This is a genomic window from Bradyrhizobium sp. SOJA106 (assembly GCF_059448745.1).
The window spans coordinates 2,093,104-2,117,658 of the sequence record NZ_CM182549.1 but is presented as its reverse complement, the minus strand read 5'-3'; the positions used below and the strand labels follow the sequence as shown (position 1 = coordinate 2,117,658).

Sequence of the window (24,555 nt, the reverse complement as noted above, 5' to 3'; positions counted from 1 at the left end):
GCTCGCATCCACGGTCCGTGGCTTCGTGGCGTGCACAACCGGCGTGACCACAGAAGCCCAGCGGACTTCCGCGCTTGCGGCTTCGAGCCAAGCCCTCATTTGCGTGCATCAACGGTCCACGACTGGACGCACGCTGTTAAGTCAAGAATGGCTTGCCCCGCCCAGTCGTCGATCAAATGATTCTGCCAGACGACAGTGCCGCTGGTTCCGGAGAGGTCGTGGCTTTTCGTGGCGCGCCACTGCACCTTGCACTGGCGGTGATCCCTGGTAGCCGACGACGACGCACCTGACACTTTGATAGGTCCATGTGAATGACGACTTCAATCCGTTCATCGATGATGAAAAACAACGAGTCGCACTCGAGCGTGGCGCCGCTCAATATCAAGAGCGGAGCCGCGTGCAGGCAACTATTCACCACTCGGCTCCAGCACTCTCTGCTTGTTCATGCCGTCCAGTCGCCGGGCAACGAACGTGACGCGGAAATCGTGGCTCGAAGCGGGCTGCGCACTGGCGGAATTAGCCGACTTCATGTTCACGGCCCCAGTCAGGAATGCGCAGGAGTTCACTTTGCCGTCCCTCGCGTGAGACTACGGCCGGGACGAACGCACCTGTGCGCACATCATGAATAACGTGGTATGATTATGAGTATCGATGTGCCAATCGTCCTAGTCAACATGCCTGTGTCGGCAGTCGAAAGGCCGTCGCTGGCCCTTGGTTTGCTGAAATCAGCGCTGGCGCAGGCTGGACTGCAATCCACCATAGCTTATGCCAACATCTGGTTTTTAGAATACATAGGCATCGCCGACTATGTACCTCTTGAGAATTGCCCGCCAGAGGAGGCACTGGTTGATTGGCTGTTCGCGGGCATTGCTTTTCCCGGCTACGAACGCGAACAAAACGCCTTTCTCGACCTTTATTTCGAGCGCAACCCGATACGCACAGGCAAAGGTATGGCCGAGCGTCGCGCGAATTTCCTCAGGCTGCGCTCGCTTATCGGCGAGTTTATCGACTGGACGGCTGACAAGATACTGGCGAAGCGGCCGGCTATGGTCGGGTGCAGCTCGACCTTCACCCAGCATGTCCCATCGCTCGCGTTGCTGCGCCGGCTGAGCGAGCGCTCACCTGATCTTGTCACCCTCATGGGTGGAGCAAACTGCGAGTCGGTAATGGGGTGGAGCACTCACGCGCGTTTTACATGGGTCGACTATGTCGTGTCGGGCGAGGCCGACGCACTGATCGGCCCGCTGTGTTGGGACATCCTCAACCGCGGCAGAGACATTCCGCCTGCTGACCTGCCATTTGGCGTTTTCGGTCCGACGCATCGCGAGGCCGGCTATCCCGCGGCGTCGACGCGTGACCTAGTGCCCCGCGCAGTGATCGAGAACATGCGTGACCTGCCGCTGCCGGATTTCACGGACTATTTTGCGGAGGTCGAGGCATCGCTCTACGCCGATCGCATCCATGCCGGGCTGCCGATGGAGTTCTCTCGCGGCTGCTGGTGGGGCGAGCGCAGTCACTGCATGTTTTGCGGGCTAAACGGCGGATCGATGGCCTACCGCCAGAAGCCCGCGGGGCAGGCCGCAGCGGAGATGATTGAGATGTCGGCGCGCTACGGCTCGTCGCGCATCGAAGCTGTGGACAATATTATGGCCATTGACTACCTTGAAAAGGCGCTGCCTCACCTCACCGCGCTACCCGAGAAGCTCGCGATCTTCTTTGAGGTCAAGGCCAACCTGAAGCGCCACGAAGTGGAGAAGCTGGCTGCTGCCGGCGTCCGCTGGATTCAACCAGGTATTGAGAGCCTGGATACTCGTGTTTTGAAGCTGATGCGCAAAGGAACGACCTCAGCGCATAATGTTCTGCTCTTGAAGTGGTGCCGTCAGTACGGCGTGCGGGTCAGTTGGAGTTTATTGTGGGGCTTTCCCGGCGAGAGTGATGCATGGTATGAAGAAATGGCCTCTTCGTTGCCGTTGTTGCATCATCTGCAGCCGGGACCTGCGGTACGTTTGCGATACCAGCGCTACAGCCCTTATCATCACACACCCGAGAAACATGGACTGAAGCTGCTCCCCGCCGCCCCCTATCGCTACGTATATCCGCTGTCGGAGCGCGATCTCTCGGATCAGGTATACTACTTCGAAGACAGCGAAGACAATGATGTCGGCGGCCACTTCACAGTGCGCGACGCTCACCGCCGTCCGGGACTAAATGCCGTCGCCAAGGGCATCGATGCCTGGCTGAAAGCTTGGCGGGGGCCGACTTTGTCTATGCTGTCGATGCAGGACAACGGCGACGAAATCATAGTCGAGGACACGCGAGCCATTGCAGTCGAGCGCGAACACCGCGTTAGAGGCCTCGAGAGAGAAATTCTTCTGGCCGCGGACGAAGGTTCGCCTGAAACCCGCCTGCACGAACGGCCGGGCGCGACGAATGTAATGCAGGGCGAGATTGAGGCGGCGATAGCTGACATGATCGCCCGCAAACTGATCGTACGGCTTGACGCGCGGCTCGTTGGGCTCGCGTTATGGCATCCATATACGCCAATCCTTCCCCCGACTGCGTTTCCTGGTGGCTATCTCGACCGACGCTCCACGCCAGCAGCCGTCCCGCGCGAATAAGGAAAACTGCGGTGTGCAGTTCGCAAGGTGACACCCGTCGCCTGTCTCCTCTGCTTGGCGCTCGCGCCAGTCTTGTCGCTTTGTTCGCCGCGTCGTTGAGCACAATCAACGGCGCCGAGCCCCAAGCTCCAACATATTATGGTTTGAGATATTTGGCCGAAGCGGCGGCGATAATAGCGCCAACCTAGTGGAGCCAATGAAGTTTATGCGGCGTACGGTGGGATGGGCAATGACCACCCCAACGACGGGGCCAGCGTCGGCGCGTGCGTTCGCGAGAAAATTGACCACTCCGGCGGGATGGCCCGCCGCCACTTTGATGCGAGCAGGTGGCAATCAGATTTCCGAATGGTCGTTCCAACATCGTCGAATTCCACGCCGCGTTCGATAGCTTAGAGATGCGCTGCGAACTGCATCGCTCGATCCTCGTAGACTACTTCATTGGCGAGAACGAGAAACCGCAACGAACTTCAACTCTTTGACACAGGTTGCAGCTGCCAAAGCGTCGTGTAGTTTACGGCCGCTCGAACGTTGCGCCTTTGGCGACATATGGCTTGCCCGCGTCCAGCATCGGTTGGAATCGATCCAACTGCTTCGCCGCGTCCAGATCGACACGTAGAGACTTACATTCGTGACCGACGGTCGTCGCTACTGCACCATCAAAAAATGCGGGCAACCCGCGCATCAGTTTCGATGCCGGGCGCGAAGCACCTTCTCGTCCTCGATCATCATTTGCCGCATTTCCAAATCTATCCGGCGGACATCCAAGAACAGAGACCTTACGATTCACTGCATTGAGAATTTCCCGCCCTTAAGTTGTACCCTGATAAGATAAACGGTTCACGATTGCTATGCCGACGCGTAGCTTCAGTGTGGTCCGGTTTGGGCCACGGGCTGCCTTCCTGAATGCAGTAGCGCCTGCGTCGCTTTATCCCAGGTAGCTGCCGGACCTTGAACGATCATGGCGCTCCTGCTTGTGCCGCACGCTGCGTAAGACCATTTCGATCCCGGCGCTATGTCCCAATGCTTGGCGCGGCCGTACGAGGCGACGCGTGCCCAATCTCCAAGAGCTGCGATCGAGGATCTTCCACCCATTTCACCCCTCTTTGCGTAAGCGGTTTAGCTGAAACGGCTCAAGCTTTGCGGGTTCTACAGCACGCCGCATAAGCCAGGCGGCATTACGAGGACGCGCGCTTCAAGGAGCGCATCCTGGCACCGTCGCCTCTAACCAAGGCCAAAGGCGGCAGGCTGGACGACTGGAGCTCACGACGGCTCCCGCCGCGTCCAACGACATTGCAGGCGCCGGTCGACGACCAGACGGGTGAAGAAGACCCCAAGACCCCAGATCGGACGGCATCCGGAACGGGATCAAGACATTGTCGAAAGAAGAAATCGCTCGACCACGAGTTCGCTCAGCACACCATTGTTCTCTGGCATGTCTATGACCAGCGGGCCGCTCGCTTCGGGCGGCAGCCTTGTTCGAACATCCGCAAAAACTCCTGTCCGGCCGCGATTCACGCGGCTGAACAGCAAAATTGATCGAAGTGCCAGTTGGTGCAGGAAACGCTTGGCATGCTGGCGAGCACTGGCAGTCTTTAAGGCGCACCGATCCGCAGCTCGTGCTCCAGTGCCCTCGAATGATTCCGTCGTCATCGACCACGAGCCGGTCGCGGTCCTGTGCCTTGGCTATTTCGATTCCGATCTGCATCGAGCTCTCCTCTCATCCTGCCTGGCGGGGAAAGGGGTTGCCAGGCTCCATTCGGTGACTCACAAACCAGCTTTTCTGGTAGTGGCGCGAAGCGCGCGATTCGTGTCCAAGTTCTGACACGGGACAAAGTCAGTCAGGTTCAAAACACCGGCTGCGTTTGGGGCGCCTTGCAAGATTCAAAGCGTAGTCAGGCGCTTGATGCGTGCTGACGGAGCTGGCACGTCTGTTGCAATTGGGATGCAGAAACACGGAGTGAGGGCTGAGCGCACACCAGATGCGCAAAACGAGTGATGCTCGCCTTCTCTTGAACCCGTGTGCTCTGTTTCTGAGAGAGACAGCTAGCACACGAAGTGCGCAATGAGTGGCAATAGTTTTGGAGAGCAACATGGTGCTGCACATGGAGTCCCCAGCTCCCCCGATCAAGGTGGAGAGCTGGCTGCGAGGCGAGCCCCTCACGAGCTTCCAGCCCGGGAAGGTGTACATCGTCGAATTTTGGGCCACTTGGTGCGCACCATGTGCGGCAGTGATGCCTCATCTAGTAGAGCTGCAAGAGAAATACAAAGACAGCGGACTTGAGGTGCTCGGCGTCGCAGCTTACGAACAAGCTCCAACGGCGGACGAGGCCCGAACAAGCTTGGACGCGTGGTTGACCGACAAGTTCTCGAACCTGAACTATCGGATAGGGTTCGACTCCACAGGCGAAATGAACAAGCTTTGGATGGACTCCAGCTTTTCTGTCGGGATTCCCACCTCGTTCGTCGTTGACCGTGACGGCCACATCGCCTTTATCGGTCCTCCGATGCAGCTCGATGACGTCTTGCCGAAAGTTCTTAACGGCAGCTGGCGGACCAGCGATCAAGCTAAAGCCGCCGACACAGAGCGGATCGAAACCGGACGACGCGAAATGGACGAAATGACGCGCGAGCGGGCGTTGACTGAGCCGATACTCGCCGCGATGAAGGCGGAGGATTGGGCAAAGGCGGTTTCGGCGGTCGAAGAGGCCCTCGCGGTGATGCCGGACTACCTCGACTTCCGCGGGCGCCATGCCGATCTGTTGCTTCACAAACTGCGCAACATGCAGACCGGCTTGCCGGTTATGAGGCAATTCGCTCGCGACGCGATCGACAAAAACAATGAGGTGTGGATGGAAGAGGCGCTACGCCAACTCTTCAATCCGGCGAATGACAACTCCCACTTCCCGTCTGCCGAGCGCCTTGCGATGGGCAAAGAGTTGTCCGAACACATTCTTGCGCTGAATCCTCCGCACCGGGACGGTGGCCTCAAGTGGCTGTCTTATGGGGTGGTCGCGCAGTATTATTATGAGAGCGGCAACAAGGATCGCGCAATCGAATTGGTCGAGGTGGCATTGAACTCGCTAAGCGGTCCGGAGCCTATCCCCGACGAACTGAAACAGCGCGTCACGCCGCGGTTGGTCCAAGCGCTGGCCAACTACAAGGGTGAGAAGGCTTGCTATGAGAGTGTTTGTGCAACTCCGCAAGGTGGGTTTCCGAGAGCGTCAAAGCGCAGGCAACGGAGCAAACAACAAAAAGCAGGGCGATAGTCGGAATTGCTCGCTGGCCATCATCCATTTCTCCGGCGGCGAGTGGCAACCAAATCTGACGGTCTGACGGTTTACACTAAAATGCTAAACGACGCCTCCGGCATCAAAATACTCGTACCCACAGCCATCGGGGCGGCCGGACCTAGGCGGGCACCGCCACGCTTATGGAGACAGGTGAGGATGAATATTGTCAATCCGCATGCATGGCTCACACAAATTCTCGAACGGATTGCGTAGGCGGAGGACGTCTAAGATCGCCGTCCCTTGCCGGCCTTACTCCGCGGCTTCAGCGGGAGGGCTCCTCAGCTCCGCAAGTTTCGCTGCCATCGTCGGATTGCCCTGGGTCAGCTTCTTGATCGTCACATCCTGCGCCTTGTCGTTCGCAAGGCGCAGGTTGCGGTCGGCGCCGATCAAGGCGTCTTCGGTCTTCTACAGGTGATCGATCGACTTATCGATCTCGGCGATCGCGGTCTGGAAGTGCCGAGACGCAAAATCGTCGTTCTTCGAGAATGCGGTCTTGAACGTCTCAAGCTGGCTTTCGAATTGGCTGATGTCGATATTCTGCGCCTTCACTAGCGCGAGCTCGGTCTTGTATTTGAGCGAGTTGATGACCGCATTCCGCAAGAGCGTAATCATTGGCAGGAAGAACTGCGGCCGGATAACGTACATTTTTGTAGGACATCGACGATGCCGGTATTGTAAAGTTCGTTATCCGGCTCAATCAATGAGACCGGGATGGCGTACTCGCAGCCCTTCTCGGCCCGATCCCGATCAAGCTCCTTGAGGAAGTCCTCGTTCTTGCTCTTGCGGTTCTATCGCTCTCGTTCTTCATCTCGAACATGATCGAGATGATTTCGGTGCCGCCCTCGTCCGAGTCCCGGAAGATGTAGTCTCCCTTACTGCCGGTCCGCGCGTCGTTGTCCTTCTCGAAAAACGCGAGCGGGAAGCCCATCGAGCGCACGCGGTTGAATTCGGTCTCGCAGTGCTGTTCAAGGATTTCGCCGACCATCTTGGTCGACAGACGCGCCTTCATGTCCTTGAGGCGCTCGATCGCATCGTCACGATCCTTGATCTGGGTTTCGTACTTGTCCTTGAGCGACTGCTCGAAGAGCTGCTTTTTAAGCTGAACCTGCTTAATCCCGTTTTTCAGCTCATCGCGCTCTTTCTCGATCGCGCCGACCGCTGCAGTGACGGCGAGTTTCTTCTCAAACTCGACGGCCTGAAGCTTGGCCTTCAGCTCTTGGATTTCTTTTTCTTTTGCAGCAGTGATTTTGTGGTGCTCGCTGGCCAGCCGTCAGAGCAGCCAGCGTTCGACCATCAGGACCGCCTGCTCGAGCTTGGCTTCCCGTGGCCGCCGTGGCCTGGCCGGCAGAATGGCGGTGCCGTAATGCGCCGCCATGTCGGCGTAGCTGCGGTTGATCTGCGAATCGTAGAGGCAGGCGTTAATCACCGCGATCTTGGTGTTGTCCGGCACCAAGAGCGCCGGCACGCCGCCGATCGCAAGGCGCCGACGTGGCCGCTCATCCAGTCGGCAAGCCCCTCCGTCCAGGTCGCCTGCGCGTAGCTGAAGCTCGATGCGCCGAGCACCGCGACAAAGATCTGCGCAGCGCGCCGCTAGCCGGTGAGCCGGTCGATCACCACCGGCACGCCGTAGCCGGCATAGTCGACGAACAGCTTGTCGCCAGCTGCATTTTCAGCTGCACCTGATCGAGAATGGTGCCAGCATCTGCAGCCCAATCGGATCATGACCGTGATGCCGTTCCTGTTCCGAGTCACGCTGCGCCGCCACGATCTGGCGGCCGAGGTCTGGCACATCAAGGAGTCGCTGAAGCTACCGCCGGTGCTGAGCCTCGAGGAGGTCAAACGTGTCCTGACCATGGCGACGAGCCTCAAGGCGCAGGCGATGCTGACGCTGGCCTATGGCTGCGGTCTGCGTGCCGGCGAAGTGGTGCGGCTGCGCTCGGGCGACATCGATAGTGCGCAGATGATCATCCGTATCGTGCAGTCGAAGAAGGACCGCAACGTGATGCTACCGGCGGAAGTCCTCGACCTGTTACGACAATGGTGGAAGGTGCGACGGACCAGGCATGATGCCGGCGCCGCGCCGGAACAGCGCTGGCTGTTTCCGGGCCGCAGTCAACATTGGCTGTTGACCACGCGTCAGTTCAGCCAGCTGTTCAAGGAGGCGGTCAAAGACGGGGGATTGCGCAAAGTGCCCTCTCTGCACGCGCTCCGTCATAGCTTCGCGACCCATTTGCTAGAGCGCGGCACCGACATTCGCCTGATTCAGGCGTTGCTCGGACACGACAAGCTCGAGACGACGGCCCGCTACGCCCGCGTGGCGACAGGCATGATCGCCACGATCGAGAGCCTACTCGACGCCTGAGCGCACCGCGGCGTAGGCGAGCGAAGCGGGCCGCTACGGAGCCGGCGGCGCCATAGCGCCGCCGGCTATGGCTCGACCTCGCGGACATTCTCCGCGATCACGGCCCTGCGTGGCGCGAGGCCAATCTCGGGCATGTCAACCTCGACCAGTTGAAGGTGATGAGTGCCATCGAGCGCTGCCGCACGGCAGAGCTCGGCGGGCATGTCGCACGCAGCGAGAACGTAGCATGCGGCCACACGGAGATCGCCTATAACTCCTGCCGCAACCGTCATTGCCCAAAGTGCCAGGCTGCGGCGTCACGCCAATGGCTGGCCGACCGCGAAGCGGAGCTGTTGCCGGTGCCGTTCTTCCATGTTGTGTACACGCCGCCGAGCTAGTTGCGCGACATCGCTTACCAGAACAAGCGCGTGGTCTATGACCTACTGATGAAGGCGGCTGCCGAGACAACGCTCGCCATCGCCGCCGATCCCAAGCGCATCGGCGCGCGGATCGGTGTTACGGCCGTGTTGCACACCTGGGGTCGGCGCTCACCCATCATCCACACGTGCACATGATCGTGCCGGGCGGAGCCGGTGCCAACTCCCCGCGACTTCGTGCCTTGGCGCTTTTTGGGTCAATTGAGCCTGCGGAGCCATTTTGGTGCCGGCATCCAAAATCCTGCACAAGAGCCAATATCGGCACAGGCTGCCACTGGTGCTGGCCTTACGTTATGGGCGGCTCCGGATGCCAGACGACGGGCACCGGAAGCTTCAGCAATTCCTCCGATCTTGCCGAAGCTTGCCGCGAGCGACGCAGCATACCTGCATCATTTCATCGTTGACGGGGTGCCGAGCGACTCACTTCTTGATGTACTCGCGGAGCATTTCCGGTCGTCTAGCAGCATAGGCCTCTCCTCGGTGCGGCAGCTTGGGCATTAACGCATGTTAAGCGGGATGGCTCGGTTGGTGCCGCCAAACCGACTTGCAAAAGGTCTGAAGGTCCGCGATGTCTTTGAGCGGAGTGGGCAAGAACCACCTATGGCCGGGCCGACGGGTGCCACAAGGGCGATAAATCATTCTGCAAGAGGCAACCTTGCCTGATCAGATCGGTCCCATAAACTGCTCTCCTGGACAGTCCTTGGGGGCGTGGCATGCGAGAATATCCGTCGTTTGCACATTTCGCGGTCGTGCTGAAAAAGTGCGGGCGAAGCCGCTGGAAATGGGCCGTCAACGCAGCAGCGGGACAAATTCTTATGTCAGGCTCGGAGCATACTCGAGCGGGAGCACGTTACAAAGCGGATCGCGCGCTCTTCTTGCTCCTTTGTTCTAGTGCAACCCATCGTTCCGAAGCGCGAGATGAAGGACATAACCTCTTGGATCGCGCCACAACGATTATATCAGAGGCTCGCCGGCAGCGAGACGAAAGTCGGGCAGCCATCGCAAAGCTGCGCCGGTCGAGGAACGCTCTCTTCGAAAATATTGAGAAGCTCCGTTTGGCTCATCAGACCCTTATTTCGGAGGCTACGTCTGCACGACGCTCCATGTGGAGCTCTTCGGAGAAACTGACAAAAGCTGCACGCTATCGGCCGCCTATGGCGATCGAAGATCCTCCCGCAGATCCATGAAATCGACGAAAGCCTCGCGCCGCCAGCGGACCCACACGGTGCAAGAACAACAAAAGTTAAGTGACCGCGCGGCTCGCTCGACGAGCGCTTCGAACCGGTCTCGGGCTATTTTGCTGTGCAGCTGTACGAGCGGCTTGCAGATGATCTGTATGCGCATGTCGCTGAACAGCTCGCTCTAAATATTCGACCAAAAACTTCATGCGCGCGCCTCCACGGACCAGCTAACTGGTCAAGAGAGCCCGCTAGCTTGCCCAGTACCTTGTCGACGTGACTAACCCCAAGCTCCTTGCGCTGCAACGCGACACGGGCAACCCTCTCGATCTCGGAGCAACAGACGACAAGTCGAGCGGTAGTAGCCGCTCTTGTGTGCGTTCAAGGCATCGACGAGGGTCTCCTTGGGCTTCGGCATCAGCGTCGAACGTCTCTGCTCGCTTTTGAACCGCATGGCCGACCTCATCCCAGTTTTCACGATAGTAAGCTTCCACCCTCTCGCGAAGATCTTCGCCAGCATCGTCTAGGATCTCTAATGGCGTGAACGCGTGGCGGAAGGGGTGTCCGCCGAACTATCACTTGCAGGTGTTTGTGCACATCTACAGGTGCTCAAATTAGTGCTTATTTTATAGGCTCTCTTGCTACAGTTGTCTTTCCCTTCAGCTGTTCGCTACAGTCGGATGCAAGTGCTAGGGCGCCGAAGGCCACCAAGGTCGTGCAGTTCGGCGGACGCGCGCAGCCGCTTCCGAGCTTGAGCCGAATCGTACATCGGCTGCCAATATCGCCGTTCGACGATAGGGGACCATGCGCCGATTACGAGAATTTGCTGCCTGCGCCGCGAATAGGAATTTGCCCGTGCACACGATCGGTCGCGTCGTGGGCGTCCTTCAGGATGTAAGTGGTCGCGCCGACCATACACAGTCGCGCTTGATGTGTATGCGCTGTATGGCCATTCGCGCGGGAAGGCTCTCGCGTGCCCTTTAGTGTCATTGGCTTCGCACGACAATCTCCTGGCACGAGTTTGCGGGCGTCCAATTAGTCGACGCTAGCGGCCTCGCAATGCACGCCAAGCTTTCCGAGCGTCGCGGCGTCGGCCGTCCCGGTCGATGGGAGCGAAGCCTGAATTTGAAACTTGCGTAGTCCCTCTTCAGTCTTCGGACCAATCCGTCCGTCGATCGCGCCCGCGTACAGGCCACGCTCGCTCAAGGCCAACTGAATTCGCCGTCTCGCAGCATAGGTATCTTGGCCACAGGCGCTCGTGACCGAATCTTTGGAAGACGAGGCTGGTGATGGTTTTGGTTTCACTTCCGGAGCGAGGTGCGATTTTACGAACTCAATCACTGCGGTTTCGCGCGCCTGGTTTGCACCATCTATTCTGCGCGCAAACTCTAACTCTGCGTCGAACAACACCTTTTGCGAACCTGCGGCTACGTTATCTTTGTCGACCTGCGACTTGGTCAACGTAGCCAATAGTGCAGTGCTTGTCTCAATGAATCCCGTTCTCTCCTTCGCGAGTGTCGCATCGTGGCTCGACAACAATGTCGACAATTTCTCCGCTATGGCGGCACGTTCTCGTCCAATGTCCTCCGCCTCTTTCTTTACATGTCCTACAAGCTCCTTGCGCTCGGCAGCAAGTTCGCTCGATATCGTTCCAACGAGCCACATTGCGCAACCGAAAACTGCCAAACCAAATAGAGCGGGAATGAAATAGGACGCTCCCGAAGCATTCTGAACCGCAGCCAGCCGCATAGCCGCCCCTTCTGCGGGGGAATCACCCGCTGGGACGCTGGATGGCTTAGCGTCAGCCGATAGCGGAACACTCGTTCCAAAAATTACGTTCATTGCGACAGGGGCCGCAATCTCCAGGCATCTTGCAAAATCATCCGGACTTATGCCAGTCAGCGAAACGAGCTTAGCGAAGCCAAGTACAAATAGCAGGACTTCAAGGCTGCCGCCCCGAATAGTCCTTACGTGGATTTCAAGCGTATCCAGTGTCCGTTCAATTTGCTGGTGCCTTCTGCTTTCCTCGGCTTGTATTTGTGGTGAGGGGGCAGCCACTCCTGCCTGGGGAACGAACGGTTCAGGGCTCGGTATGAGCACACGTAGGTTTTTTAAGAGCTCGCGCTTCAACGAGGCGGGGAGTTCGCTCCGGATCCTTGCGTGAATCTTGTTGATGTCGGACAGGTCAACTTGGCGCTCGCGTTCCGCTTGCTTACGAAAGCGATTCCAAAATTCCTGCTCCTTCCTCTCTGTACTCGCGAGTAATCCAACCCTCGTAACCATGGTTGGGCTGTCGTAGCTATCTACGTCGAGCGTGAGTGTGAAGTAGCCCATGCTGCCCCCACCCGGCTCTATATTGCACGACAGTTGGCCCTTAGTGATGTGATCCATCCTACCTCAAGGAGGGGGAGGATCGAAGTGATAGTTACATCGCAAACAGGATTAGGCGGCCGCCCCGGTGAGGAGGTAGCCAGCATGCTCTCTTTATAACTCTTCGCGCGCAGTTTGGCGTGGCGCAAAGGAAGTCAGGAGTTGAGGGCAATCGGACTTAGTCATGGAGGGTGCGTGCACGACAGTGCGGTGCAAAATCTCTGCCGCGCGCATGTTAATTCGCAGTCGGCGTCCTGATGCCCGCTTGCGGGAGGAGAAGACATCGTTGGCCGCGCAAAGCAGTTCCTGGAAAACTACGGTGGCCGGCCATCGCGCCTGTCGCCGCCGATCGCCGAAGTTTTCAAGCGCGTAGAGTAGAAGTGAGCGACGGGAAATATGAGCGGTTCAGACAGCGCCCCCGTAGACAGCGCTGTTCACAGCGGGGCGTTGTCGTTTTTGCGGTTAAGCCCTTAGGAGCCGACGCTCCATCCGCCACATCGGGAACCTAGGCTGCTGAAATCGATCAATAATCCTGTCGGCGTGGTGCCGGTGCCCTAACGGCTGCCCTAGCCCCGAGTGGCGTCACCGACAGGCTGGCGCGTGTACCCCATGAAGTCACCGCTTCCAGTTGCCGGGAGACCGCCGCGCTTCGCTCACGTATGCCGCGCGGTTCACTAGGTTGAGAAGCAGACCCGACGCGGCGCTCGTAAACTGACCTTCAGGCGACACCTTTCCCTTGTCGTCCGGCACCTTGTGCTTGAGTTGGCCGCAGCGGCTCCTGACCCCGTCGTTCGCGAACGAGGCTTTCACATCGTGCGCAAATTCGTTGCGAATGCGCCGTATCAAATCGATGTCGTGAAACTCCGGCTCAGAAATCAGGCCCAGGGTGTATGCAAGCTTTGCGCGGGCGCTGAACGTACCAAGCGGGGCGTTGCCTCCCTCGAACAGCTCGTCCACAACCTTGTCTTTCATCAAGAAGGCCACGAGGATGTCCTTGAGCATCTGTTCGAGGTAGCCGGTCGAGATCAAGACCTTCCCGCGCGGGCTCTCTTTATTCAGCTCGTCAAGGTAGGGAAGGAAGTCTTTGAGATTGGGGTATTCCTTCAGCAGCTCAGTATAGTCGCTCTTAACCCAGGGCATCAGCCTGACCTCAAGGGGGAAAATCGCCGACTACCATACACTCGGAAAAGCTGCTATTGGCAAGTGCTTCCACTTTTTCGGGACTCTGAATGGCCCAACAATTGTTTGCAGGGACGCCGCTTTCTGTCCTGCTCGATAATACTAACCGTAATGTCGAGGAGACCATCAACAAGCTAACGGACGCGCAAATATTGGCAGCATCGCTGGAGGATTTGACCAAGCAAATCGCCGAGGGCCATGTGATTCAAGTGCCGGTCCTCGACCTCGCGCGGGTGGAACGGACCTTCGAAGACGCGATCGTCCCAGAGCATCGCGGGCCTAATCCAAACTTCATAGACATTCAGGTCGGCGTACCTGGCCGGATTCATGTCCTCCACATTCCCTTCACCGGGCAGCAGCATATGTTTTACTACATGCCCCCGGTACCTCCGAGACTCGGCGTTACCGGCGCCACCACCGACACGGAGGTAATGGTCTACGCCGCCGGCGCCTGGTTCACCGCGGAATCAATCACGCAGAAATTCACGCAGGACATCGAGACGATCGAAGATGCACTGAAGCGTCTTCGGGAGAACTGCGACCGATACAATACCGCACTACCAACCTTCATTCGGCCTCGGCTCGACAGACGCCATCAGATCGCGGAGCGAACCCGCCAGACAACAGAGGACATCAAGTTTCCCCTCCGTCAGGTCGCGAACGCACAGCAGACCTACAAGCTACCCGAGAAACCGAAGCCGATCGCTCCTCAGCCGGCAGGGCGCGCGACTGAAAAGTCTTTCGTGCTCAGCGAGGGTGACTACCAGAACATCCTGAAAATCTGCGCAAGTATGTCTCTGGTCATGGAGCGCAGCCCTTCAGTGTTCGCAAATGCGGGCGAAGAAGACATCCGCGTTCACTACCTCGTGCAATTGAATGGCCAGTACGAAGGCCAGGCGACGGGCGAGACGTTCAATCATGTTGGAAAGACCGACATCCTTATCCGGCATGAAAACGAGAACATATTCGTAGCCGAGTGCAAGTTTTGGGGAGGGTACAAGGCCCTTATCGAAACGGCCGACCAACTGCTGGGATACACGACGTGGCGGGATACGAGAACAGCCCTCATTATCTTCAACCGCAACCTCGACTTCACAAATGTCATTTCGGAGGCCCAGCGTGCGATGAAGGATCATCAGCACTACAAATCGGGGCCCAGCACAGAGGGTGACACCAGGTTCAGGTACGTCTTCAGCCATCCCGACGACAAGCACCGGCACATCATCGTCACCCTGATGCTGTTCAACATGCCGAAACCCGTGAAGCCGTAGAGGACCGAATATGCTTGGTTTGACTAAAAGGGCGGACTTTCAGCGGCTTGTTGACGAGGGTTTGGAAGAGAGCCTTACCCTCGACTACAAGGCATCGCCCGCCCTCACCCGCGATGGCAAAGGACCTGACGAACTCTGCAAGGACGTGAGCGCGCTTGCCAACTCGGCAGGCGGCCAGATCGTCTATGGCATCGAGGAAGACAAGGCCGCGGGCAAGCCATCGAAAGTGGATGACGGAGTCACCGACCCAAAAATTACCAGAGAGTGGATTGAACAAGTTTTGAATTCTAAGGTCCAGCCTCGCATGGATGGTGTTCAGATCGACCGCGTGGACATGGAAACCGGAAAGTTCGGTTTCGTCATTTCAGTGCGCCAGTCACAGACGGGACCTCACCAAGCGCCCGACGGAAAGTACTACAAGCGCTTCAATCTGCAGTCGGTGCCGATGCATGATTATGAAATTCGCGACATCATGCGGCGGGCCACGGCGCCGGACCTCGAAGTCAAACTCTCTCTCTCAGTCGGAAGCGTCGAGTTTGCGCCTCATCAAGAACTTTCGAAGACTTTCATGTTGAACTGCACCGTCATCAATAAGTCCCCGACCCCAGCCAACTACGCGATAGTTGAGCTTTTGGCGGACTATAGGCTTGTGAATCCGTTTCAGGTCAATCCGTTCATTCAGGTTGGAGAGGTTGGCAAACCGCCCGCACCGAAGTTTCGCGTCTACCGATGGACGATCGCCTCTCCGCCCGGTGTACCCCTCTTCAAAGAGGGCGTACATGAAGGCCATACGGCACAACTCGCCCTCCAGATGCCCTCAGACCTCATCAACAGCAGCATCATATACTTTGAAACGGACATCAAAGCGCCAGGCGTTTCAAAGCATGAAGAATGGGCGATCATGGTGCGGAGCGCGAGGCTTCAGCTTCTCTATCCGGGCCACCCCATGATGCGAAAGTTTTAGCGTGTTGCGACTACGAGCGGTGCGTCTTCCGTGATTGGAAGGAGTTGCCATTGACCACGCTGCGTTTTCTCCGGCTCGGCGGATCCACTGTCCGCCTCATCCAGGCCCCAGGGGGATGAAATTTATCAGCAATTCTGGGGGGCCGGCGGCCCTGCCCTAACTTCTGCCCCAACATCCCCAGGCTCGCCAACCAACGACCCGCCGTAATCCCGGCCAAGCTGCGCGAAGATCAGAGCGAGAATCTGCTCTGGATCCTTCTGAAGAGTGATCGGCTGGTAGTCGGCGTCGGCGATTGGAGGGCCCGGGTCCCTGAAGGTGTGACTGTAGGCACGCCCTGCCTTTTCGATCTGGCGCTCTTTCACTGGCCAGCTCCGAACTGCGATTGCCGCGGCGCTAACCGCGGCGCCTCTTCCGGCGGCACGTCGCTGTAGTACGGCGCAATCGTCTTGCATCAATGTATCCGGCCTCTGATTGGAGCGTTCTGTGCTCCGGGCCATCATGGATATCAGCGCGCATTCGAGAGCTGATTAGCGCACAGGCCTCGAACGGGCCATTCGGGTCACCAGTGTTCGCATGCGCCGGGAAGACCGATCTTCCATCGTCGTCTCATCCTCTCGCAGACCTCGGCGGGTAAGGGATGTTGGTTACGGCATCTCGATAGCTCCTCACTTCGCTTTGTTCCTTTGTTCGTGCCCGGCGGTCGTTCCTTCGTCCCGGCCTGCGCGGGCATGCGACTGACGCATCGTCACCGATAGCCGGTCTTCCCAGGCCAGGTCCCCTTCGCAAAGCCAAAAGGCGGGACCGTAGCGGAGCCAGAAGGGGCCTCGTCGCCCCGGGCGACATCATCCCGGAATGGTGGGCGAGATCATTCCGGAATGGTGGGCGGACATCGAGCGGAATCAGCAATTCGCCGACGGTGAGCGATGAGTCGATCGCAAAGGCCGCCGGATCATGTCGATCCAAGATCAGGCGAGAGACGTCGTCAGTACGGCGGGAATCAGTTCCTCGGCCGGGCCTTGAGCTGCAGATCTGCGCGCGCCATCTGGCCGCAAGCCGCTCTTCCGGACCGTCAGCGGCGATGCCGACGAGCTGATCGCCCGTCCGCTCGGACGTCACCTTGGTCATCGGATCCCTGAGGTCAGCAAAGCGGACACCCGTCCCTCCGGAGGGCGTGATTGGTGGTTATCCCGTGATCAAGGCGAGCGCTTCGGCATGAAGCCGCGGCGTGGCGGTTGCCAAGATGCGCCCTTCCGAGTGAATCGAAAGCGGGCATCCCTCCCAGTCGGTGATGCAGCCACCGGCGCCCTGCACGATCGGAACCAGCGCCATGTAGTCATATGGCTGAAGCCCCGTTTCGAGAACTATGTCGCAGTGTCCCGACGCAAGCAGGCCATAGATGTAGCAATCGCCGCCGAATCGGCGCATCCGCGCAACTCGCGACAACCGCTCGAATGGCTCCATCTCGCCTTTGCGGAACATGTCAGGCGATGTGGTGTAGAAGCTCGCGTCGGCGAGGCTCTCGCATGCGCTGGTCCGAGCCAATCCATCGCCAAACCGCGCCACGCTGGGCTTCGCCATCCACCGCTCGCCCGTAAAGGGGATGTCGATCAGGCCGCAGAACGGCTGCTGCTGATAGGTCAACGCGATCAGCGTGCCGAACAAGGGAAAGCCGCTGATAAAGCTCTTAGTGCCATCGATCGGGTCGACGATCCAGGTGAACGCTCCGCCAAGCTTGGCTCCGATCTCCTCGCCGATGATGCCATGCTCCGGAAAGCGCGCCTCGATCCTTTCCCTAAGGCGCAACTCGACGGCTCGATCGGCGATCGTCACCGGGCTGGCATCGGACTTGGCAACGACATCCAGCGGCGTACGGAAATAGGATAGCACGATGGGCCTGACCGAATCCGCGAGCTCGGCGGCGAATGACAGATAGACATCGGCATCGTCTGTCGTGACGCTATATTGGGTCATTACAACTCCTTCGGGAACAGCGGCCATCGCGGATCGCGGATGATGGAGCGCGCACATGCGTTTCGAGATGCCGTACTTGTGACGCGCCAATATAGGCTCAAGACTCCGCTTAGGCGGCTCCATGTTCCCGCAAACACCCTGCGTCTGCCACCAGGATTTTAAGTGTCGTTTCGCGATAGCGGTGGGACCATCGTCGTTACCAAGGCGGCCCGTGCGCAACGCCACTACTTGTTAAGAAGTACGTATCCCTCCTCGGCCTTGTATCGTCCTTCCGGCTATCTCGCCGGTATCGCCTGCGCGCCCGGCGAGGACCGAGCGATAACACTAAGGCTGCGATATTCATGCGGGGCATTTTGGACACGCTAGATATGTGATTTGTCTAGTAACGCGTTGCCGATCATCAAATCGTCGCGCGCGAGGCGCGATACGTGTTCATCAAACGCTACGACATTTCCCCTCCACCTGATCGAGCATGACCGGCAAAGGAGCTCGTGGGGCTGCCCAGGCACCTTTCGGGCAGTGCCTGACTAATTTCGTCCCCTGACCAAAAGCTGACGGCCGCTAACAATTCCTCGAATTTCGGTGACTTGCGGGGCGCGACGCACCCCAGTCAACTTAGAACAGCGATGCTACAAGCCACAAACTTGTCAGAGTTTTCCAGCCGCGCAGGCAGTCTTCGTCTTTGTCAAGGTCTTCACCAATCGTGGCGAATGACTCTTGCCGCCATCAGGGCGCGGCAGCAACTGCGGGTTCAAGGCTGAAGGGCTGACCTCAAACACAAAGGCATCTTCGTCATCTTCGATTCGCTTTGACGATCCCAGACTTGGAGGTTGATCGCTGTACCGGCTTTTGTGCCGGCGTCGAAGTGCTCTAGTCGCGCATCGCGGTAAGCTGCGAGACGGAGCGGCTTTGGGAGCCGAGGATTCCGCTGGAGCAAATTGCGCCTGCTTCGAATATCAACCTTCGCCGCGGGAACGACAAGTTTACGCAACGCGGAGCTAAACGGCTGCCTACCAAATTTGGTATGGGACATAAAGACGCGTTTGCACCGTGCGACCGAAAGTCTGTCACGCTCGAGAGATATTGGTGGGGACGAAAAACGTCTTGGCAGGCTTCATGCCCGTTCTTGTAAAGCCCCGCACACTGGTTCTGTTGAGCAAATGCGAGCGTCGTCTTTCAGGGGCGAACCTCATGTTTTCGGTCTTCGCGATGTTCGACCTCGCCAACCCGCGCGCAGATCGTTTGCAGGGCGAGCAGGAGCTTTGGGTCGTGGCCGCGAAGGAGCTTTCGCCTGGCGCCCCTCTCGACGTCGGCATGTCCAAGCCACAAGCCGAGGTGCTCATCGGCGGACACGTGGCGGCGCCTGAGGGACGGCCTGACAACCATGTCCACGCAAATCTAGGCATGCGTCGAACCGTGCCGCGCGCCATCGCCAAGGTCTCGCGCGCACCGCTACACCTATTGAGCCACGACGCCGACATTTCGCAAACACCGGACCATACGTTGATGCCGTCATTCGAAAGCTGGATAGCGCCGCTCAATCTGCCTGGCCTGACGCTCCTCCCGCAAGACCTCTTTCCCGAGTTCAAGGCGGCCTCGGTAGTGATCGTCGAAATGACTTCATCATCAACCTAGCCGCGCGCAACCGTTTCCAAGCACCGCCATTGCCTCCCGCCTCAAGGCTGACGGTTGCCTGCTCACCTGAAGCGAGACGTCAATACATGGTCGATGAACTGGATCTGCGAACCTTCACGGCACATCCGCAGCGCGACGCTGTGCTCCGCGAAGTGCACGCGCGCCCCTTCACGCGCCTTGTTTCGCCGTTCAGCGTGATCCACTTCGCTTTTCTTGCGCAGGGCGAGGCGGCCACAAGCGATCGCTGTCGTTTTATCGATTTTTGCCTCGAGCGCAATCTTACGCCGCCTGAGCAATCGGCGAAACTACATCAGATTGTCATCGGGCCCGCTACGTTACGCTGGGAGCAGCATTCGGAATTTACAACATTTACCTGGATCTGGACTAACGCAAATTGTTCTGCCGCAGACCAATTTGACAAAGTTGATGGTGCCGTCCGATCGCTGATCCGCGCGCTGCGTCAGACTGGACAGTTGCTGGTCGCGATCAGGCTAGAAGTGGAGCGGAACGCCTCGCCGACCAGGCGGGCCGAACAGATTTTTGACAAGAATAGCCTGGCCATGGTTGCCACAAAGAGCGGCACAGGCGTTGCCGCCTCAGACTTCCGCGTAGACGAAAAAGGCTTCACGAAAATACTCGTCTGCGACCTCGGGTTGACATCGCACGATCTCGGAGCGCTGGTGCAGCGGCTCCTGGAAATCGAGACCTACCGTCCATTGGCGCTGCTTGGCCTGTCGGCGGCCCTTGAGCTTGCACCATCTGTTGATCGCATCGACCGCCGTCTTGTTGAGGCGCTCGAAAAAATGCAAAGCGGTGAGGGGCTGCAGTTCAACAACCAGCTGCTTGCCGAGCTGACGGCGCTGGCCGCATCCTTCGAAAGAGGCGCGACCGGCAGCCTGTTTCGCTTCGGCGCCAGCAGGGCCTATTACGAGCTGGTCCAATCGCGACTATCCATCATTGAAGGCAACGATGTCTCGGGCTATCCAACCTGGTCGTCGTTTCTGGCACGCCGCATGGCGCCGGCGATGCGAACCTGCGCCACTGTGGAGGACCGTCAGGCGACTCTGTCGATCAAGCTCGCGCGGGCCGCCGACCTGTTGCGAACCCGGGTCGACGTCGAAATCGAACGACAGAATCGTGACCTGTTGCAGGCTATCAACGAGCGCGCGAGACAGCAACTTCGGCTGCAGTGCACGGTCGAAGGATTGTCGGTCGGGGCGATAGGATATTATGTTGTCAGCCTGTTTAGTTATCTTGCCAAGGGCGCGCATGATGTCGGACTGCGAGTAGAGCCCTCGTTCCTGACCGCAGCCTTCGTGCCGATCGCGGTCGGCGTGATCTGGCTGGTGAGTTACAATGTCCGAAAGCGACACCTCAAGCACAACGACGAGCCCTCGGTTACTTGCGACTAAAGCTCCTTGAGGGCATCGGTGCGTCCGTCCTGCGAAGCTCGCATGGTCGGGGTGCGACGCTGCCGCAAGATCGCGAACGGCTCCTGCGCAAGGTAATGCCCGGCCCGGACCAGCCAGGCGAGGCATTGTATCGGGTCAGTCGCCGTTGCGACGGCTAGGACGGGACCAGATCAGGCTGAAGCCCTGACCTTCCTCGTCGAAGAGGTCGGCGAAGATCGCAGCAGTGAAGCTTGGATCGTCAAGCTTCAGACCCAGATAATCGCGGCCGCCGTTGGAGCGCTTCGACCAGGCGACCCCGATCTCCACACGGCCGACATAGACCCGGTGGCTCGGTCCGTTGTCGCCGGAGCGGTTGGTCGGGGACGATCCGGACGTTCCTGGCCTGGAGCGAGAGGGTGACGATCGCGCCGGTGAGATCGTTGTTGCCGGTCTTCTTGAAGGTGCCGATGGTCGCCATAGTAGTTCTCCTTGATTTCTGTATTCCGACCCCCCACCTTGCGGCCTCGATGGTGATCGACAGGGCGATCGACGGCGCACCCCGAAGGGGCCTGACAGCAAAGGAGCAACTTTCTTGGCTGGCGCGAGGAATGACGGCGCAGCCACACGGGAAGGTAACGCAGCTGTTGCGCCTTAGGCGGTCGAGGCGCAGCCGTCCTTCAGACCAATCGGTCGAAGAGGTCTTTGGTGCGCTCGGCCTAAAGAACTGAGTCAAGGAGAATGTGGCGAGTTCGACCGCACCGAGAGGCAGGCAAGTGATTTCGATGGCGACACGCGCCCTCTCCCTTCAGCAACGGACGGATTTGGCGTCGTGATTACGCGTCAGCCGCGCGGCCCGTTCACGTTTATTGTCGGGCGCATCCTCAAGATGCGACCGCTTGGCCCATGCCTCCATGATCACCGCGACAAATCCGGGGTGGAAGCTCGACCATCGGAGCTTCAACGGCCAGCCCGCTCACGTTCGAATTTCGACGATGAGGACCCGCGAGAATTGCGGATATCTGGTCCAGTCCCTCCCGTCGACGCGACGCTTCATTTGGCGCTACCATTGTGGCAGGTTCGGGGGCGGCCATTCCAGTGAAGCGGGTGAACGCTTTGATGCTGACGGCAATGGCACCCACGACGGCAAATATCGTCCGCCAGATTGGTGAAGGCACCGTCATCAGGGCGATTCCATATGTGCCGCTATCGCCTCTACGTAGCGGGCGCGATGCCAATTGCGACGCCTCCGAGCAACCCGGCACGGGTATGGAAGCCCACATGGCGATCGTCATGCCAACGAAGACCGGGAGCGCAGAGGCAGCCAGCATGAACACCAGCCAACAGAACAAGCCGATGACGAGGATAATGAGTGCTGGCCCGAGCATGACCATGGCGGTGGACTCCGTGAGATAGAGGTCTGACGGCTGCGCCTTCCGCCACCACGGCGCGCGCGACCCTACAGCAGGAAACGCAGGGACCGGATCGTCACAAATCCAGTTATACGATTTTGTCATTGGCGCCGAGGTTGCCGGCTGCCACTCCATCGTGTGTGTTGCTATTGAGGATCCGGCGTTACAATCGCCACTCACTCCCAAGCCCTGGTTGTTTTCCGTTTGGCGGCGCTTTGGCGCGCAACTATTCCCACGCAGGTATAAACGTTGGTTATTGGATCTGTCCTCGCAAATATCGGCTGTGGAGAGATTGTCGGAAGCTCCGATTGTCACATTTGAGACAACGTCGGCAAGTTGACGCGACAAACTCTTCCGAAAAGCCTGCAAAAACATGCGAATTCAGTTTGGCACATGCATTGCTCCATTCGGGCATCATCACCGATCGGGTGATTTCGGAGCGGATCTGGCGCGCATTGCTGCAAATGTCAGCTCTGCTCCGACGATTTGCCGCGCGGCGATATCTTAGGAAGGCCGGTGTGGACCGGGAAAGTGCAGGATCTTTGATGAAGTCGAGAGTACTTTTGTTGGGTGTCACGACGATTGCGGTCATAGCGAGCGGAGCGGCCAACGCGCGCCTTGAACAAGAACCGAAGCTGCCGCTGGTCGTATGGAACTGGTCGGGTGGCTATATCGGCGGACACGTCGGCGGTGGATACGGCCGAACCTCCTTCAGCAATCCATACGGTCCATCAATCTATGGCGGCATCATCGATACCCCGGCGTTCCTCGCAGGTGGCCAGATCGGTTACAACTGGCAGAACAACAGCTGGGTGTTTGGCATCGAGCTGGATGCCAGCGGTGCTGTCTCCGACGGCACAAATACATGCCTCGCCCCTTCGGGCTTAGTTGTGAGCGCAAATTGCAAGGCAGGTCCGAGCCTCTTTGCCACCGGGACCGGTCGCGTCGGTTACGCCTTTGGCGCGCTCGGACACACACTGGCTTATCTCAAGGCAGGTCTAGCCTGGCAAAACAATCGGGGCGATATCGTCAACAACTATGAAGGCGGCTGGCCACAGGAGAAAACCCATTTCGACTATGGCCGGGTCGGTGGCATCATCGGGCTGGGCATCGAGCAAGCCCTAACGCCTGCATGGTCGGTGAACGTCGAGTATGATTATCTGCACTTTGGCGGACCGGGCGTCGCGACCCCTTCGACAGTGCAGTTTCCGCCGTTTGCGATTCTGCCGGCGAACACAACCAGCCTGTCCAGCAACTACCACATCGGAAAGATTGGCCTTAACTACCATTTCGACGCCGACTCAAAGGCCGCACAATGGTCTAATGCTCCGCTGTACACGAAGGCGCCCGCGAGCGTGCAGCCCATTCCGTACGCAATTGGTTGGTCGTTCGAAGGCGGCTCGCGGCTCTGGCTTAGCCGGGGGAAATTCCAGTGGGATCACAGCGCAGCGGGCAGAGACCAAGATCCTGGCTTGCTGATATCGAGGCTCACCTATCATCGACAGGACGGATACTCCGGGGAGTTGTTCGGCCGTGTTGACAGTCCCTGGGGAGTGTTCCTGAAGAGCAACATTGGCCTTGGGCAGTTCAACAAAGGGAAGTCGTATGATGAAGACTGGTTGCCCGACGAGGGACGGTCCTACCAGAACACTCTTTCAGATGAGGCAAACGGAAAGTTCACATATTACACGGCCGATGTCGGATACGATTTCCTGCGCGGCACGAACTACAAGGTTGGTGGATTTCTAGGCTGGACCTATTACGGCCAGAGCTCGGACTCGACCGGTTGCGTTGAGTTCGCTAATCGGCGGAATCGATGTCTTAACCCGGGTGACAACAGGATTGTTGGCAGCGAGGATACGCAATGGAATGCGCCCCGGATCGGCCTGAGCGCCGAAACCATGCTGACCGAGCGTTGGCGCCTGAACACTGATATCGCTTACCTGCCCTGGACCGATTTCATCGGCCGGGACAATCACCTCCTGCGCCCAAAGACCACCTTCTCTGAACAACGCGGCAGTGGTGGCGGCGGAGTCCAGCTTGAAGGCGTGCTGTCCTACTTCCTCACCGACAACATTAGCATTGGCGTTGGTGGTCGCTATTGGGCCATGTGGACCAAAGAGGACGCCGGGTCCATGAACTGCGGTAACGGCTGCATCAAGCACTCGCCCTCATTTGCGAAGTACAGCATGGAGCGCTGGGGTACGTTCTTTCAGGCCTCATACAGATTCGATTCAAAGACTTGATCTTGGCCGGCTCGAGACTACTTCTCGAGCCATCCGGGCCTGCTTGTAAGCAGCGACGTCGGCGCCAAACAGCAACGCCGACGTCGCGGGTAATGATGGTGAAGCACCTCGGAGCGGAGCTCAGCTTGGTTGCAAAGAATGAGTGCCAGCCGGTGCGAGCCCCACGCCTCTCGAGTCCCTTCGGCCCCCGAAAGCCTCAGTGCCGACACGATTTCACCCACCCCCCGCCTTCCTTGAGGATCTTCCAACCTCCTT

Annotated in this window: 15 protein-coding genes and 4 pseudogenes; 10 read left to right on the top strand and 9 right to left on the bottom strand. The window is 58.6% G+C overall.

Annotated features, from left to right (window positions below):
- Positions 1 to 635: 635 nt before the first annotated feature.
- The gene (locus tag AC5V87_RS09310; RefSeq protein WP_495370749.1) at positions 636 to 2,618 is read left to right on the top strand and encodes a RiPP maturation radical SAM C-methyltransferase; all 1,983 of its coding nucleotides are present in this window, start codon (positions 636 to 638) and stop codon (positions 2,616 to 2,618) included.
- A 511-nt stretch (positions 2,619 to 3,129) separates the two neighbouring features.
- On the opposite strand, the gene AC5V87_RS09305 is transcribed toward AC5V87_RS09310, so the two are convergent.
- Both AC5V87_RS09305 and AC5V87_RS09300 read right to left on the bottom strand, forming a co-directional pair.
- Positions 3,130 to 3,405, bottom strand: a complete 276-nt coding sequence (locus AC5V87_RS09305; protein WP_495370748.1) for a hypothetical protein — start codon at positions 3,403 to 3,405, stop codon at positions 3,130 to 3,132.
- Between the two features lie 578 nt (positions 3,406 to 3,983).
- Complete coding sequence (locus AC5V87_RS09300; protein ID WP_495370747.1) at positions 3,984 to 4,268, bottom strand: hypothetical protein; 285 nt, start codon at positions 4,266 to 4,268, stop codon at positions 3,984 to 3,986.
- Between the two features lie 440 nt (positions 4,269 to 4,708).
- Between AC5V87_RS09300 and AC5V87_RS09295 the strand changes: the two genes are divergently transcribed.
- Complete coding sequence (locus tag AC5V87_RS09295) at positions 4,709 to 5,884, top strand: TlpA disulfide reductase family protein (protein ID WP_495370746.1); 1,176 nt, start codon at positions 4,709 to 4,711, stop codon at positions 5,882 to 5,884.
- Positions 5,885 to 6,157: 273 nt separating this feature from the next.
- Here the strand turns inward: AC5V87_RS09295 and AC5V87_RS09290 are convergent.
- Both AC5V87_RS09290 and AC5V87_RS09285 read right to left on the bottom strand, forming a co-directional pair.
- Positions 6,158 to 7,175 (bottom strand): annotated as a pseudogene (locus tag AC5V87_RS09290) (DUF2130 domain-containing protein); the annotation flags it as partial.
- A gap of 6 nt (positions 7,176 to 7,181) precedes the next feature.
- Positions 7,182 to 7,579, bottom strand: a pseudogene (locus AC5V87_RS09285) (IS21 family transposase); the annotation flags it as partial.
- 49 nt (positions 7,580 to 7,628) lie between these two features.
- Between AC5V87_RS09285 and AC5V87_RS09280 the strand changes: the two are divergent.
- Positions 7,629 to 8,270, top strand: coding sequence for a tyrosine-type recombinase/integrase (locus AC5V87_RS09280; protein ID WP_495370745.1), 642 nt, complete (start codon positions 7,629 to 7,631; stop codon positions 8,268 to 8,270).
- An 86-nt stretch (positions 8,271 to 8,356) separates the two neighbouring features.
- Positions 8,357 to 8,838, top strand: a pseudogene (locus AC5V87_RS09275) (IS91 family transposase); the annotation flags it as partial.
- A gap of 2,061 nt (positions 8,839 to 10,899) precedes the next feature.
- Here AC5V87_RS09275 and AC5V87_RS09270 read toward each other — a convergent pair.
- Positions 10,900 to 12,255: a peptidoglycan-binding domain-containing protein gene (locus AC5V87_RS09270; protein ID WP_495370744.1), complete on the bottom strand. Its 1,356-nt coding sequence runs from the start codon at positions 12,253 to 12,255 to the stop codon at positions 10,900 to 10,902.
- Between the two features lie 594 nt (positions 12,256 to 12,849).
- Positions 12,850 to 13,374 (bottom strand): MltR family transcriptional regulator, encoded by a 525-nt coding sequence (locus AC5V87_RS09265; protein ID WP_495370743.1) that lies wholly within the window; start codon positions 13,372 to 13,374, stop codon positions 12,850 to 12,852.
- Between the two features lie 89 nt (positions 13,375 to 13,463).
- Here AC5V87_RS09265 and AC5V87_RS09260 point away from each other — a divergent pair, with 89 nt between their 5' ends.
- Both AC5V87_RS09260 and AC5V87_RS09255 read left to right on the top strand, forming a co-directional pair.
- Positions 13,464 to 14,684 carry a hypothetical protein gene (locus AC5V87_RS09260; protein ID WP_495370742.1) on the top strand — a complete coding sequence of 407 codons (1,221 nt, stop codon included), beginning with the start codon at positions 13,464 to 13,466 and terminating at the stop codon, positions 14,682 to 14,684.
- Between the two features lie 10 nt (positions 14,685 to 14,694).
- Positions 14,695 to 15,648 carry an AlbA family DNA-binding domain-containing protein gene (locus tag AC5V87_RS09255; protein WP_495370741.1) on the top strand — a complete coding sequence of 318 codons (954 nt, stop codon included), beginning with the start codon at positions 14,695 to 14,697 and terminating at the stop codon, positions 15,646 to 15,648.
- A gap of 606 nt (positions 15,649 to 16,254) precedes the next feature.
- Here AC5V87_RS09255 and eutB read toward each other — a convergent pair.
- Together eutB and hisN are read right to left on the bottom strand one after the other, a co-directional pair.
- Entirely contained in the window at positions 16,255 to 16,773 is a 519-nt protein-coding gene (gene eutB, locus AC5V87_RS09250) for an ethanolamine ammonia-lyase subunit EutB (RefSeq protein ID WP_495370740.1), read from the bottom strand.
- A 57-nt stretch (positions 16,774 to 16,830) separates the two neighbouring features.
- Positions 16,831 to 17,619: a histidinol-phosphatase gene (hisN, locus tag AC5V87_RS09245; RefSeq protein WP_495371868.1), complete on the bottom strand. Its 789-nt coding sequence runs from the start codon at positions 17,617 to 17,619 to the stop codon at positions 16,831 to 16,833.
- Between the two features lie 1,086 nt (positions 17,620 to 18,705).
- On the opposite strand from hisN, the gene AC5V87_RS09240 reads away from it, so the two are divergent.
- Entirely contained in the window at positions 18,706 to 19,254 is a 549-nt protein-coding gene (locus tag AC5V87_RS09240; RefSeq protein ID WP_495370739.1) for a DUF2169 domain-containing protein, read from the top strand.
- Positions 19,255 to 19,340: 86 nt separating this feature from the next.
- Complete coding sequence (locus tag AC5V87_RS09235; protein ID WP_495370738.1) at positions 19,341 to 20,666, top strand: DUF3422 family protein; 1,326 nt, start codon at positions 19,341 to 19,343, stop codon at positions 20,664 to 20,666.
- Between the two features lie 135 nt (positions 20,667 to 20,801).
- Here AC5V87_RS09235 and AC5V87_RS09230 read toward each other — a convergent pair.
- Positions 20,802 to 21,123 (bottom strand): annotated as a pseudogene (locus tag AC5V87_RS09230) (DUF736 domain-containing protein).
- A 617-nt stretch (positions 21,124 to 21,740) separates the two neighbouring features.
- Here AC5V87_RS09230 and AC5V87_RS09225 point away from each other — a divergent pair.
- On the top strand, positions 21,741 to 22,058 hold the full coding sequence (locus tag AC5V87_RS09225; RefSeq protein WP_495370737.1) for a hypothetical protein: 318 nt from the start codon (positions 21,741 to 21,743) through the stop codon (positions 22,056 to 22,058).
- A 382-nt stretch (positions 22,059 to 22,440) separates the two neighbouring features.
- Complete coding sequence (locus AC5V87_RS09220; protein ID WP_495370736.1) at positions 22,441 to 24,300, top strand: outer membrane beta-barrel protein; 1,860 nt, start codon at positions 22,441 to 22,443, stop codon at positions 24,298 to 24,300.
- Positions 24,301 to 24,555 lie beyond the last annotated feature (255 nt).